At 59.1% G+C, this 13,859-nt stretch carries 12 protein-coding genes; 8 read left to right on the top strand and 4 right to left on the bottom strand.

The window, feature by feature from the left end; translation table 11 throughout:
• Nucleotides 1-58: 58 nt before the first annotated feature.
• Both B3Q33_RS00490 and B3Q33_RS00485 read right to left on the bottom strand, forming a co-directional pair.
• The gene (locus B3Q33_RS00490; RefSeq protein ID WP_273009983.1) at nucleotides 59-637 is read right to left on the bottom strand and encodes a DUF4334 domain-containing protein; all 579 of its coding nucleotides are present in this window, start codon (nucleotides 635-637) and stop codon (nucleotides 59-61) included.
• A gap of 254 nt (nucleotides 638-891) precedes the next feature.
• A complete protein-coding gene (locus B3Q33_RS00485; RefSeq protein WP_035245770.1) occupies nucleotides 892-1,275 on the bottom strand; it encodes a MerR family transcriptional regulator in 384 nt (127 codons plus the stop codon).
• A gap of 81 nt (nucleotides 1,276-1,356) precedes the next feature.
• Between B3Q33_RS00485 and B3Q33_RS00480 the strand changes: the two genes are divergently transcribed.
• From B3Q33_RS00480 to B3Q33_RS00455, 6 genes are all read left to right on the top strand, one after another.
• Nucleotides 1,357-2,421: an SDR family oxidoreductase gene (locus B3Q33_RS00480; protein WP_273009982.1), complete on the top strand. Its 1,065-nt coding sequence runs from the start codon at nucleotides 1,357-1,359 to the stop codon at nucleotides 2,419-2,421.
• A 96-nt stretch (nucleotides 2,422-2,517) separates the two neighbouring features.
• Nucleotides 2,518-3,012 carry a pantetheine-phosphate adenylyltransferase gene (gene coaD, locus B3Q33_RS00475; protein ID WP_035246259.1) on the top strand — a complete coding sequence of 165 codons (495 nt, stop codon included), beginning with the start codon at nucleotides 2,518-2,520 and terminating at the stop codon, nucleotides 3,010-3,012.
• Nucleotides 3,013-3,268: 256 nt separating this feature from the next.
• Nucleotides 3,269-4,942, top strand: coding sequence for a gamma-glutamyltransferase (gene ggt / locus B3Q33_RS00470; RefSeq protein ID WP_272974675.1), 1,674 nt, complete (start codon nucleotides 3,269-3,271; stop codon nucleotides 4,940-4,942).
• Between the two features lie 27 nt (nucleotides 4,943-4,969).
• Nucleotides 4,970-5,788: a hypothetical protein gene (locus B3Q33_RS00465; protein WP_272974674.1), complete on the top strand. Its 819-nt coding sequence runs from the start codon at nucleotides 4,970-4,972 to the stop codon at nucleotides 5,786-5,788.
• Nucleotides 5,789-5,904: 116 nt separating this feature from the next.
• The gene (locus B3Q33_RS00460) at nucleotides 5,905-6,939 is read left to right on the top strand and encodes an NAD(P)H-dependent flavin oxidoreductase (protein ID WP_272974673.1); all 1,035 of its coding nucleotides are present in this window, start codon (nucleotides 5,905-5,907) and stop codon (nucleotides 6,937-6,939) included.
• A gap of 216 nt (nucleotides 6,940-7,155) precedes the next feature.
• On the top strand, nucleotides 7,156-7,575 hold the full coding sequence (locus B3Q33_RS00455) for an SRPBCC family protein (protein WP_289622856.1): 420 nt from the start codon (nucleotides 7,156-7,158) through the stop codon (nucleotides 7,573-7,575).
• A 155-nt stretch (nucleotides 7,576-7,730) separates the two neighbouring features.
• Here B3Q33_RS00455 and B3Q33_RS00450 read toward each other — a convergent pair whose 3' ends face one another.
• On the bottom strand, nucleotides 7,731-9,851 hold the full coding sequence (locus B3Q33_RS00450) for a TonB-dependent siderophore receptor (protein ID WP_273009980.1): 2,121 nt from the start codon (nucleotides 9,849-9,851) through the stop codon (nucleotides 7,731-7,733).
• Nucleotides 9,852-9,975: 124 nt separating this feature from the next.
• Nucleotides 9,976-11,775 (bottom strand): monovalent cation:proton antiporter-2 (CPA2) family protein, encoded by a 1,800-nt coding sequence (locus B3Q33_RS00445; protein WP_273009979.1) that lies wholly within the window; start codon nucleotides 11,773-11,775, stop codon nucleotides 9,976-9,978.
• A 124-nt stretch (nucleotides 11,776-11,899) separates the two neighbouring features.
• On the opposite strand from B3Q33_RS00445, the gene B3Q33_RS00440 reads away from it, so the two are divergent.
• On the top strand, nucleotides 11,900-12,502 hold the full coding sequence (locus B3Q33_RS00440; RefSeq protein WP_272974671.1) for an HPP family protein: 603 nt from the start codon (nucleotides 11,900-11,902) through the stop codon (nucleotides 12,500-12,502).
• Nucleotides 12,503-12,575: 73 nt separating this feature from the next.
• The gene (locus tag B3Q33_RS00435; RefSeq protein ID WP_273009977.1) at nucleotides 12,576-13,835 is read left to right on the top strand and encodes a PepSY-associated TM helix domain-containing protein; all 1,260 of its coding nucleotides are present in this window, start codon (nucleotides 12,576-12,578) and stop codon (nucleotides 13,833-13,835) included.
• The last annotated feature ends 24 nt before the right edge of the window (nucleotides 13,836-13,859 follow it).

Genomic DNA, 13,859 nt, shown 5'->3' with positions numbered 1-13,859 from the left:
TACGCAACCGTCCTGCCGCAGACATTCCCGATCACCCAGGCGGCACGGGACAGAAGGCTCAGTAATTGTCGCGACGCAGCACAAAGAAAAACGGCTGCTTCATGCCTTTCAGATCCATGATGCCGAGCACGGTGTTGGTATCTACCTTGCGGAACACATCATTGATGGGCAGGTTGTCGTAGGACATGGTGGCGGAGGTTTTTCCCCGGTAGTTCACCATGCGCAGGCGGGCGGCGGACTGGCGCCCGGACAGCAGTGGCAGCATCCACTGGAACAACTTGCCGACCCGTTCTGACTTCAGGAACGGCAACCGGTCGAGCAGGCCCAGCCCCGGCATCACCAGCAACGGTTTCACCGTCGTGAGCTCACCGGACGCCTTGCGAAACACCAGCGGGTGCACATGCTCCGCACTGTCAAAACGCTTGCCGTGCCAGTGACAACGCTCCAGCACCCCATCCAGCGGATGACCGGTTTCGAAGCCTTCGCCTTTCCAGGCACCGATCATGAAATCCGTCTCAATAGGCTCCAGCGCATCATAAAGGGCCAGTGCATCGTCCGGTGATACCCGGCCGGCCTGTTGCGCCGCTGCAAAACTGATTGTTTTCAATTTGCTTTGATCTGCCTGTGACGCACCCATGCTCTACTCCCGGAAACCGTGTTAATGATGGGCTCTTACGCTAAGCAGAGTGCGGCGGAATCACCAGCGCTTGTGCGCTATTGTCAGGCAATGACGTTCACCAAAAACATCATTGATTGACCAAAACGGTCTTTTGCTAAAAAACGGATAGAAAAAGAGAAAAATCATACGATATTGTTTACTGCACACCCGGCAGCATCGACATCTTTAGCCTGTGTTTTCCTCAGTGAACTCTGTGCCCACTGTGGTAACAATCACCCCTTGCAGCGTCCTTCTTCGCGCAATGCCGCCGCGCTGTCTTCCAGCCGTTGCTGTTCCCGGCCCAGCAGGGCACTGACCTGTTTCAGCTCGCGAATCTTGTCGTCCACCGCCGCCTTCTTTTCCGCCATCAGCACTGCGCCCTGTTCGCAATCGATGCTGTCGCTGCGCAAGGCATCGAGCACTTCTCGAATCTCACGCAGGGAAAACCCCAATGCCTTGAGCTGACGCACCATGGCGACTCGTTCCACCGCCTTTTCCGGATAGTCCCGGTAATTATTGCCACGCCGTTCCACTTCCTGGAGCAGGCCGGCCTTTTCGTAATAGCGCAGGGTGTGGCGGTTCACGCCGGTGCGCTGTTCCAGTTCTGCGATCTGCATGGCCGCCTCTCAATTTGCTGTTGACCTTAGAGCATACTCTACCCTTTAGGGTGGTGGCATACCCCATCACGGAGACCTGCCATGACCCTGCTCATCACCGGCGCCACCGGCTTTATCGGCCGCCATGTCTGCGCCCAGTTAACCCATGACCATGACATTCTGGCGGTATTGCGCCAGCCGGATAGCCAGCTTCCCGCCCTGCGCCAACAGGTCAATGCCCTGGGCGGGCAGGGCGAGCGCCTGCAGGCGGTGCAGGGCGACCTGGATCTGCCCGGCCTGGGCCTGCCGGAGAATCTCGCTGCACCTCAGGCCATCATTCACCTGGGCGCCCGCTTTGCCTGGCAACTGGATCGCGCCACCGCCCAGCGCACCAATGTGGCCGGCAGCCTGGCGGTGGCCGAACTGGCCCGCCGCCATGGCAGCCGCCTGGTGTTTATCAGTGGCTTCATGCTGGAAAACCGGGAGCATCTGCAACGACTGAGTATCACCAGCGACGACCCGGATCAGGTGGACTGGCAGCACGTCTACCGCCGGGCCGGCGGTTATGAAGCGAGCAAACTGGAAGCGGCAATCCGGGTACGCGCCCTGGCGGCAACCCACGATCTGAACCTGGTGGAAGTGCAACCCGCTACCGTCGCCGGCCACAGTCGTACCGGCGCCCTGGATAGTGCCCAGCCACTGTTTGCCCTGCTCGACAACCTGGCACGGGGGCGGATGGCCATGGTCCCGGGCAGCCCCGAGCACTGGCTGCCGCTGGTGGCCGTGGATCATCTGGCGGCCCTGATTGCAGTGGCCGCCACCGCTGACAGCGTCCCGCAGCGGCTACTGGCCCTGGACCCGACCACGCCCAACTTGCAGGGCCTGCTGGCCATCGCCGCCGATATGCTGGACCGGCGCGCGCCGCAGCGGCACCTGCCGATACCAGTACTGGCGGCGTTGCTGCGCCTGCCGGGGATGCCAAGGCTGATGAACACCTGGCCGGAGGCCCTGCACTTTATCCAGCCCACCCGCTTCGACACCACCGACACCGACCATTTCCTGAACCAGCAGGGCCTGGCACGCCCTGCCATGGAGGCGGTTATTGCCCGCAGCGCCCGCTGGTACCAGCAACACCATGGCAATCCAGCGGCCCCGCAACCGGCCTGACCCTGCATCTTTGCTGGCGCTTGGGGTATGCTTGCGGGCATTGTGGGTGCCCGGCCCGGCGCCGGGTACGGTATTCAGCGACAAAGCGAGCCAAGCATGACAAACCGCGTAATCTACCCAGGCACCTTCGATCCGATCACCAACGGCCATCTGGACCTGGTCGAACGGGCCGCCAAGATGTTTGATGAAGTGGTCGTCGGCATTGCCGCCAGTGAAAAGAAAGGGCCCCTGTTCAACCTGGAAGAACGTGTCGACCTGACCAATCAGGTACTGGCCCATCTGCCCAATGTACGGGTCACCGGCTTCTCCAAACTGCTGGCCCACTTCTGTAAGGAAGAGGAAGGCAACATCCTGCTGCGGGGCCTGCGGGCGGTGAGTGATTTCGAATACGAATTCCAGCTCGCCAACATGAACCGGCAACTGGCACCGGACCTGGAAACCGTATTCCTGACCCCGGCGGAGCATCTGTCCTTTATTTCCAGCTCGCTGATTCGCGAAATCGCCCTGCTGGACGGGGATGTGAGCAATTTCGTGCCGCCGCTGGTCGCGGAAGCGCTGGAGCAGAAACGCCAGGAAAGAAAGAAACGATAGCGGCACCCGACAGCGCGAGTCAGCCTCTGTATACAGCCAGGCCAACCCCGCGAACCGGAACCAGTCGCGGGTAGCGGCTTTTCAGAAGCGGTAGCCTTGGATCGCGTTGTCAGAATAGCCACTCAATAATAATAACGCTGACAAACTGCTGTAGGAGCGCCGCTCGAGGCGCGAAGCGAACCCGGGAAACCTTTCCCAAGCAGGTTCGCGCCTCGAGCGGCGCTCCTACAGAAATGTCCCCATCCACGGAGGAACCATGCGCATTCTGCTTCCCTTGCTACTGCTGATCACCATTACTGCCCAGGCCGCCGGGCCGGGCAAGAACGCGGTAGCGAGCGCTCACCCACTGGCTACCGAAGCGGGCATGGAGATCCTCAAGCAGGGCGGCAATGCCTATGATGCGGCCATCGCCGTGGCCGCGGCACTGGCGGTCGTCGAGCCCTACTCAGCGGGTATGGGCGGCGGCGGTTTCTGGCTGCTGCATCGGGAAAGTGACGGCCTGCAGACCTTCGTGGATGCCCGGGAAACCGCCCCGGACGCCGCCATCCCCACCATGTACCAGGATCGCGATGGCAAGGTAGTGCGTGACTGGGCACTGAACGGCCCCAGCGCCGCCGGCATCCCCGGCCAGGCTGCCGCCTTTGTGCACCTGGCGGAGAACTACGGCAAGCTGCCCCTGAAGACCTCGCTGGCCCCTGCCATCCGGCTGGCCAAAGACGGCTTCGAGGTGGAAGCGCATTACCGCAAACTGGCCGGTTACCGGGAAGATGTGCTCAACCGCTTTCCGGAAGCCGCCGCCATCTTCCTGCACAACGGCAAGGTGCCCCCCGCGGGCCATGTGATCAAACAACCGGATCTGGCCCGGGTGCTCACCCTGCTGGCCGAGAAGGGCAAGGCCGGCTTCTATCAGGGCGACGTGGCCCAGCAGCTGGTGGATGGCGTGGAGCAGGCCGGTGGGATCTGGAGCCTGGACGACCTGGCCAACTACGAAGTGATTGAGCGCTCACCTACCGTGAGCACCTTTAAAAATGCCCGTATCGTTTCCGCACCGCCGCCCTCCGCCGGCGGCATCGTGATGGGCCAGGCCCTCAATATCCTCAGTCAGTTCGATGGCGAACCGGATACCCACCTGATCGTGGAAGCCATGCGCCGGGCCTACCAGGATCGGGCCCGCTACCTGGGCGATCCGGACTTTGTGGATATCCCTGTGGATAAGCTGTTGAGCAGCGATTATGCCAAGCAGCGAGCCAGCACCATCAACCCGGACGAGGCCACCCCCAGCCACACCCTGGGCGAACCGCTCACCGTGGAAGAGGGCTTCCACACCACCCACCTGTCGGTACTGGACAAGGCCGGCAACCGGGTCGCCGCCACCCTGAGTATCAATCTGCCCTTCGGCAGCGGCTTCGTGGCCCCGGGCACCGGCGTGCTGCTCAACAACGAAATGGACGACTTCTCTGCCAAACCCGGCGTTCCCAACGCCTATGGTCTGGTGGGTAGCGAGGCCAACGCCATCGCCCCCGGCAAGCGCCCCCTGTCGTCGATGACGCCTACCTTCGTGGAATTCGACGACCGCGTGGCCATCCTCGGCACCCCCGGCGGCAGCCGTATCATCACCATGGTCATGCTCGGCGTGCTGGAAGCGGCCAACAACCAGCCGGTGGATGCCTGGGTCAACCGGGTCCGCTTCCACCACCAGTACCTGCCCGATGAAGTGCAGGCGGAGCCGGAGTTTGTCGGCAGCGAAGCGGCCAAGGAATTGATGCTACGCGGCCACCATGTGGTCTCCACCGGTCGCGACTACGGCAACATGCAGGCGATCCTGTGGCGCAAGGGCAGCAATGAGGTCACCGCCGCCAGCGACCCGCGCGGGATTGGCAGTGCTGCGGTGAGCGGGCAGGCCGCATTGCAGAGAACCCGCTCGGACTGATCAACGAGATCACTAACGGAATATGATGTGCAAACTCAGCAATTCTGCGATTGGTCGCCTACACAATTACTTTCAGGCATCTCTGTGAATAAACAGTTCATTTTTCGACTAATTGCAGTGGCTTTTTGTCTGCAAGCATTTCTTGCCTACGGCAAGTCTCCTGAGAGGCATGAGGGAGAGCCTCATCTTGACCTGGCTCCGCCTCAATTCGAGCAACACCTATCACATGTCTTTTCATTGCTTGATTCTAAAAAATTTGAAGAAGCAATCAGTTACTCAAATTCTGTCGAAAATTTACCTGAAGAATGGAAAGAGTATCTTGTTGCCAACACACACTATGAAATAATCATTCCCGAAGAAAAGTGCTTTGAACACAGTAAAAAAACAGCAAGAAACAAAAAACTCCCGAATCTAATACGCTCAAGGCTCTACGTAATGGCATTAAACTGTCGTTATCTTTACTCCAAAGATAACGATGATCTTTTTGATGAAATTTTTTCTTTCAAAAATATTGATCCCGGCTATCTAAAAATTGTTTTAGAAAGTTTCCGGTATTCCCACATTGATGCGATATGGAGTTACCGCATACAAAAACGAGGCAATACTACAGACATTTCTCACAACGTCGTTCATTCTGGAACCGAGCATTACTACTATATCATGTCTTCATTTAGGGTTTCTGAAGATGGGAGTGTTTACGACATTGATATCGTAAAATCATGGCCAGAAGTTGACGATCAAAATCGTCTCACAAAACACATGGACTTCAACCGTATTCAGCACTCAGCCAACCCTGGCGACAGAGTTATTGTATTTTTTTTATTTACCCCCTTCACTAGCAGCTAATAGGCACTGACTGATTGTCTCACCACGGACTAAAAAGCGAGAGCCTATCGAAAGGTAGAAGAATTCACTGGTTCCCGTTAGCGTTGCTCTTCCCATTATTATGACTGGAGCCGTCCATGCACTCGCTCTTTCGCACATCACACCCTCTGATCCAGGCGCCCATGGCCGGCGTCCAGGACTGGCGCCTGGCGGCGGCGGTATGTGAGGCCGGCGGTCTTGGATCAGTGCCGGCAGGGATGCTCAATGCCCAGGGGCTGGAAGAACAACTGACGCAATTGTCTGCGGCCACCAACAAACCCTGGAATGTGAATTTTTTCTGCCATACCTCTCCTGCACCGAACCCGGAAGGGGAGCAGCGCTGGGTGGACGCCCTGCAGCCTTTCTATGACGAATTCGCAGCGGATACCTCGGCCATTGCCAACGGCCCCTCCCGGCAACCCTTCGACGAAGACAGCGCGGCGGTGCTGGAACGGTTTCGCCCGGCGGTGGTGAGTTTCCATTACGGCTTACCGGACCCGGCCTTGCTGGCGCGAGTAAAAGCTACAGGGGCCCGGGTGCTGTCCAGCGCCACCACGGTGGAGGAGGCAATCTGGCTGGCAGAGAACGGCACCGACGGGGTGATTGCGCAGGGACTGGAAGCCGGTGGACACCGGGGGCACTTCCTCAGTGACGACCTCAGCCTGCAGCAGGGCACCTTAAGCTTGCTGCCACAGATTGCCGACGCCATTTCCCTACCGGTGATCGCCGCCGGTGGCATTGCCACCCCGGCAGGGGTCCGGGCCGCCCGCGCGCTGGGCGCCAGCGCCGTTCAGGTAGGCACGGCCTATCTGCTATGCCCGGAGGCCACCACCAAGAGCGTGCACCGGCAATGGCTGCAGAGTGACCGAGCCCGCCATACCGCCTTGACCACGGTATTTTCCGGGCGCCCCGCCCGTGGAATGATGAACCGGTTGATGGATACGCTGGGCCCTCTGCCGGAAGCCGCACCGGCCTTCCCGTTAGCGGGCAATGCCATCGGCCCGTTGCGGGCGGCGGCGGAAGCCCAGGGCAGTGGAGACTGCTCGCCATTGTGGGCAGGGCAGTGTGCCAGTGCTTGCCGGGAAGTCTCGGCGGTAGAGGTGACCCGGTGGCTGGCCGAGGGCTGGGGTTAGTTTTTACCTAGGAGCTATGCTTGCATGGCGAAGCATTCAGAGCCTGTTCGCCATGCAAGCATAGCTCCTACCGAAAACCCGCCAGGGCCGCGTCCCCTATGGCCCGATTTAACCTTGCAGACCAGCGGCTAACGGTCAGAATCGACATCCTGTTTACCGGCCATGCCGGTGTGAGACTTGCCCGGCCCGTTGCCGGGCCCTAGCGGAGTGCTTTTCATGCAGCGTATCGAGATTACCAAGACCTTCCCGTTTTCCGTGGACAAGCTGTTCGACTTTCTCAGCGACCACGAAAACCTGGAAGTGATTTTCGCCCCGGCCAAGATCAAGCGAGTGAAACCCGGCATCGACAGCCCCAACGGCGTGGGCTCCACCCGTCGCATGCGCATCCTTATCGCACCGCCGTTCGAAGAAACCGTCACCAAGGTCGTGCCGAACGAACTGATCGAGTACAAGATCAGCAAGGGCAGCCCCCTGAAGAACCATAAAGGCACCATGCGTTTTTCCGAAAACGGCAACGGCGGCAGCCAGCTGCACTACGTGATTGAGTTTGAAGGCAAACTGCCCCTGATCGGCCCGGCAGTGAAAGCCGGCCTGGGCCAGGCCATCAGCCGTGGGCTGAACAAGCTGAAGCTGTAAGCCGCACTCTGTAGGAGCCATGCTCGCATGGCGAACCCTCTTTGCATCGCCATGCGAGCATGGCTCCTACAGAAGTTTTCAGACATAAAAAAACGCCGACACCCTTGCTTGCACAGATGCCGACGTTGAACGGTTGCGACAGTGATTAACCGTAATTAGAACGTATAGTTCAGACTCAGGTTTGCGTTGGTCGGTGCACCGTAGTAGCTCTGACCAAAGTACCGCAAGCTACTCAGATACTTTTCGTCGGTCACGTTGTTCACTCGCAGTTTGGCATTGAAGTTATCAGTGAAGTCATAGCCTGCCATCAGGTTAACCAATGCATAACTTTCCTGTTTTGATTCATTACCGCCGCTGGTGTTAGTCACCGTACTCTGCCAGTTAACGGTCATGCCCACCTTCAGTTTCTCCAAGCCGGCCGGGCGATAGGTGGTCGCCAGTGTGAAGGTTTCTTCAGGAATATAGGTTCTCAGCTCATTGCCTTCATCATCATCCTCAATGTCCAGATAGGAGTAGCCAGCTGAAATATTCCAGTTCCTCATGACCTCACCGGACACCTCGGCTTCATAGCCCCCGCTATCGAAGTCCTCTCCCCGGTATTCGGCTATCGGTGTGCCGTTGTCAATTTCCTCTGCCACGTTTTTCTGTTCGGTTTCGAATGCCACCAAAGAGGTATTCAGGCGGCCCTGGAACCATTCGCTCTTCAGGCCATACTCGATATTGACACCCTCGATCGGGTCCAGACGGTTTCCGTCCGGCTTCTGTTCCGTTTGCGGATTGAAGATAGTGGTATAGCTGGTGTACAGAGAATGCTGCTCGGTCAGATCAAATATCACGCCGGCATAGGGAATCAGTTCAGAGGCACTGGTGGTGCGGGTAGCGCCGTAGGCCTCCCCCTCGCTTTCCACATCCTGATAACGCGCACCAACCACCGCGGTCAGCGGGTCAGCCAGATTCAGGCGGGTGGCCAGATAACCCCCCAGGTACCGATCGACCCAGTCACTGCCTTCTTGCTCCCCGTCAAAGGCTGGCTCAGGGAAGTCCCCGGTGAACACTTGCTCCGAGTCAATCGGTGTAAAGCGCGAACCGCCGAAATCAGCAAAAATGGACATTTCTTTAGGGCGGACTTTGCCACGGTTAAAGCCGATGACCATTTCATGGACACGCCCACCGACCTCATAGGGCCCCCGGGCAGACAGGTCAACGGTTTCCTGGCGTTCATAGCTCTGGAACTTGCTGGGGTAGGCAAACATGCCATCCAGATCACGGGTGGGGTTACCGAACAGGTAAAGCAACTTCGAGTCGCCCACCCATTTACGGTATTGATAAACCGCTTTGCCTTCCCAGCCATTATCAAATTGGTGGGCCAGTTCGACAAAAGCGTCTTCTTTGACCGTATCCCAAAAGGCCCAATCGGCCCCTGTGCTGGTAGAGACGCTAAAGTCTGTGGGGGTGCCATCCGCGTAGAACAGCGGTAAGGAGCCCCACATGTTCTGGTCCGCGTTATCTTCCTGGCGAGAATAGCCAACGGTGAACAAGGTGTTCTCAGTCAAATCTGCTTCAACCACACCATAGAGGACGCCACGCTCTTTTTCATACCGGTCCAGGTAGGAGTTCCCATCCCGGTACGCGGTCACCACGCGTGCCCGGACATTATCGGTCAGACTACCTGATACATCGCCATCGGCGCGGTAGGTGTCCCAGGAGCCTCCGGTCAAACCGATTGACGCGCGCGCATCACGGGTAGGACGCTTGCGGACAAAGTTCACCACAGCGGAAGGCTCGCCCGCGCCAGCCATCAGACCATTGGCACCACGAATCACTTCCACACGCTCAAACAACGCGGTATCCAACTCACCGCGCACGCCGGGGCGACCGGAAGGCGAACCCACACCGTCATATTTAAAGGTATCAATATCAAAACCGCGGGCATTGTATTCAGACCGATCGGTTTCGTATTTCTGCACGGTAATACCGGTGGTATTGGCCAACACATCATTCATTGTGTTTTGGCCGAAATCATCCATTTCCGTGCGGGTGGTCACGGACACGGATTGCGGCGTTTCACGCAAGCTCATGGAAAGACCTGTCGCACTGGAGACAGCCTTTTTGGGAGCATAGCTTTCGGTATCGTTGGCTACCTCACCAGACGCAGAAGCACCGACAGTGATTTCGCTCAGCTCATGAACAGACGCATCCGTCTTGTCCGCCTGGAGGGCAGGCGATAGCAGCAACAGCGAGGCGTTTATCGCCCCAAACAATATTCGATTTCCCATGGAAAGCCCCAGTCAGTTCACACATATTCGGCTTCGGCTGACAGAGTGTTCTCTGCCCCCAACAATGATCCGGGCCGAAACTGGCTGAGGATGTTAATGAATATGATAACGATTCTCAATAGTATTATTGACTGATGCCGTCATCCTGTGAGAGCAGAGACTGTAATTCCGCCCGACCACGCTGGTTGGCTTCCACCAGTTTGTCGCCGTCGTTCTGGTGTTCGACCTGCTCACGCAGCAGGCTTTCGTCCAGGTCGCGGAAACTGCGCACCAGATCGATGGCGGTGGATTCCGGCACGCCCAGTTGCATCAACGTCAGCCGGGTACTGAGCAGGGCGGACTCGAACGTTTCACGGATCACCTGCTGCACCCCAAGGTCATGAAGCTTGTAGGCGTGGAACCGGTCCCGGGCCCGCGCCACGATGGTCACATCGGGGAAATGATGGCGCACCAGTGCCGCCGCTTTCAGCGAAGCATCCACGTCATCCACGGCCAGCACCATTACCCTGGCGTGCTCCAGCCCGGCATTGCGCAACAGGTCCAGACGGGTCACATCGCCGAAGTACACCTCGTTGCCATAACGGCGCAGCATGTCGATCTCATCCGGGTCGGAGTCCAGCGCCGTGAAGGGAATCTTGCGTGCCACCAGAATCCGCGCGGTGATCTGGCCGAAACGTCCCAGCCCGGCAATCACAACCCGTGGGTGGTGATCGGGCATATCTTCCGCTTCCAGATCCGGGCGGGCGCTGCTGGTGCGGCGCTCCGGCCACAGCAGTGTCACCAGCTTCAACAGCAACGGGGTGGCAGCCATGGACAGGGCGACCACCAGGTTGAGCTGACCCACCAGGGTGCTGTCGAGCAGATTCAGTGCCTGGGCCTGGGTGAACAGCACAAAGGCGAATTCACCGCCCTGGCAGAGCAGGATGCCGAACAGGGCGGTATTGCGCCATTCCACCCCGCGTACCCGGCTGATAACCGCCAGCACCAGCGCTTTCACACCCAGCAATACCAGTAGATAAAGGGCAATCTCAGCGGGATTGTCGACCAGCAAACGCAGGTCCATGGTCATGCCGATGGCCAGGAAGAACAGGCCCAGCAGCAGGCTCTTGAACGGCTGGATATCGGTTTCCAGTTGCTCCCGGTAGGGCGAGTTGGCCAGCAGCACCCCGGCCACAAAGGCGCCCAGGCCCATGGACAGGCCCAGGTGCTCCATCAGTGCAGCGGCGCCCAGCACCAGCATCAGCGCACTGGCAATCATCAGTTCCCGGTTGCGCAGTTTCGCCAGCCAGCCCAGCCACGGATTCAGTGCGTATTTACCCGCCAGCACCATACCTGCCAGCGCTGCCAGCCCCGCCAACAACTGCGGGCTGTCGTCCCCCGCCTGCGCTCCGGCCAGCAGCGGCAGCAGCAACAGGATTGGAATCACGGCCAGGTCCTGGAACAGCAGGATAGAGAAGGCAGAACGCCCCTGGGGTGTACCCAGCTGGTTGTTTTCCACCAGCATCTGCACCACAAAAGCGGTGGATGACAGGGCCAGGGTAAAACCGATGGCCAAACTCTTGTTGGTCTCAAAGCCCAGCAGCAGAAAGGCGCCGGCCAAAAGCAGGGCGCTGAAGATCACCTGACTCGCGCCCAGCCCCACCAGCCGTTGCCGTTGCGCCCACAGCTGTTGCGGTGCCAGTTCCAGCCCCACCAGAAACAGCATCAGCACCACACCCAGCTCGGCAAAGTGCAGCACATCGGTACCGCCGCTGACCAGCGCCAGACCCAACGGCCCCACCGCAATGCCCGCCGCCAGATAACCAAGAATGCTGCCTAGCCCCAAACGCTGGAACAGGGGCAATAACAACAACGTCGCCGCCAGCAGAACCAGCGCCTGAGAGAAAAAGCCTTCCACGGTGATCTCCTTTTCTGATCCGCTCATGCTAGCGGATTTGCTGATGGCCCGTTGTTAAAAAGCGCTATCGGCCTGGCTTGCACCAAAATTGCCCAACCCAGCCCGAAGCCTTACCATGGCGCTCTTTATCCGCCCCGGAATAGTGCACGAGATGAGTGAACAGAATGATCGGCTGCGCCAGCAGCTGGTCGGCGGCCTGCTGCGGCAACTGCATCTGGATGTGATGAGCCAGCGGTTCAACCCCCGCCTGGTGCTGGCGCTGTTCAATCTGGTGAACGGCGGGCTGAGTATCGCCCTGATCGCCATCGTCGCGCTGATCACCCAACAGTCGTTTATCTTTCCGTCACTGGGCGCCACCGCCTTTCTGTTGTTCCACCTGCCCCTTGCGGAAGCCGCTTCGCCACGCAATGTGCTCAGCGGTCATGTGATTGGCGCCCTGTGCGGCTGGGCCGCGCTATGGGTATGCGGGCTGCATGATGCCCCCGCCGCCTTCCTGACCGGGCTGGAATGGCCACGGGTGGTAGCCGCCAGTCTGTCGCTGGGCTTTACCAGTGCGCTGATGATCCTGTTCAGGGTCGCCCACCCACCCGCCGGGGCCACGGCACTGATTGTTTCCCTGGGCCTGATGCACGAACTGCAGCAACTGCCGGTACTTATCAGCGCCGTGGCCCTGCTGGTCGCCCAGGCCTTCATCATCAACCGGATAGCCGGGATCCCCTATCCGCTGTGGCGTAGTCGCAGGCAACACGACTGAGTCAATTTCGTAATGAGAATTACTTTTATTACTGTTAGACTGCCGCGCTCAGTCTGATCGTGACAGGTGCATCATGCGCGCAATTCTGGTGGTTCTTCATCGCTGGTTCGGCCTCTTTATTGCCGGCTTCCTGATTATTGCCGGCCTCACCGGGGCGCTGATTTCCTGGGACCACGAGCTGGATGAATGGCTCAATCCGCACCTGTTCGAGAGCCAGAGCGAAGGGCAACCGCTGCCCATGCTGGAATTGGTGGACCGGGTGGAGCAAGCCGATCCCCGGGTACGCGCCAGCTTTTTCAATCTGGAGGCGGAACCCGGCCATAACGCGGAAATCTGGGTAGATGCCCGGGAGAACCCGGAAACCGGACAACGCTATGAACTGGACTACGACCACGCGTTCGTGGATCCGGTCACCGGCGAGATCGTCGGCAAACGTCTGTGGGGCAAGATCTCCCTGCACCCGGAACACCTGATGTCATTCCTCTACAAGCTGCACTTCACCCTGCATCTGCCGGAGTGGAACGGCATTAACCGCTGGGGAATCTGGCTGATGGGCGCCGCCGCCATGGTGTGGCTGTTCGATACCTTTATCGCCATGGCGCTGACCCTGCCGCGCAAGCGCCGTACCCGGAAAGCCGGCGGCAAGAGCTGGCTGCAACGCTGGAAGCCTGCCTGGATGATTCGTCGCGGCGCTGGCGCCTACAAACTGAATTTTGATCTGCATACGGCGGTCGGGCTGTGGGTGTTTGGCCTGCTACTCATCCTGGCCTTTACCTCTTTCTCCCTGAACCTGTATCGGGAAGTTTTCTACCCGGTGATGTCCATGGTTTCAGAGACCACCCCCGGGCCTTTCGAGACCCGCACCCCCACCGCCCTGCATGACCCGGTGGAACCCCGGGTAAGCTGGCCGGCCCTGTTTGATAAGGCCCGCACCGAAGCGGATAACCGCCAGTGGCAAGAGCCCATCGGCGACACCTTCTACAGCGACAATTTTGCCGTCTTCGGGGCGCGCTTCTACTACCCGGGCGAAGACCATGACAGCGGCGGCATGAAAGTCAAAAGCCTCTACTACGACGGCAAGAACGGCGAACTGATCGGCGATGAAGTCCCCTGGCAGGGCACTGCCGCCGACGTCTTCAACCAGCTTCAGTTCCCCCTGCACTCCGGGCGCATTGCCGGCATGCCGGGCCGCATCATCGTGTCGATCATGGGCATCGCCGTGGCCATGCTGTCGATTACCGGCGTAGTGATCTGGTGGAAGAAGCGCAAGGCACGGGTGGCCATTAAAAAGCGTAAGCGGGAAATGACCTTAAGCTCCGCCACCTCTCAATAGGCACCTGTAGGAGCACCTCTTGAG

This window comes from Alcanivorax sp. UBA3183 (assembly GCF_002364155.1).
Classification (GTDB): Bacteria; Pseudomonadota; Gammaproteobacteria; order Pseudomonadales; family Alcanivoracaceae; genus Alcanivorax; species Alcanivorax jadensis.
This window is presented reverse-complemented; position numbering and strand designations above follow the sequence as displayed.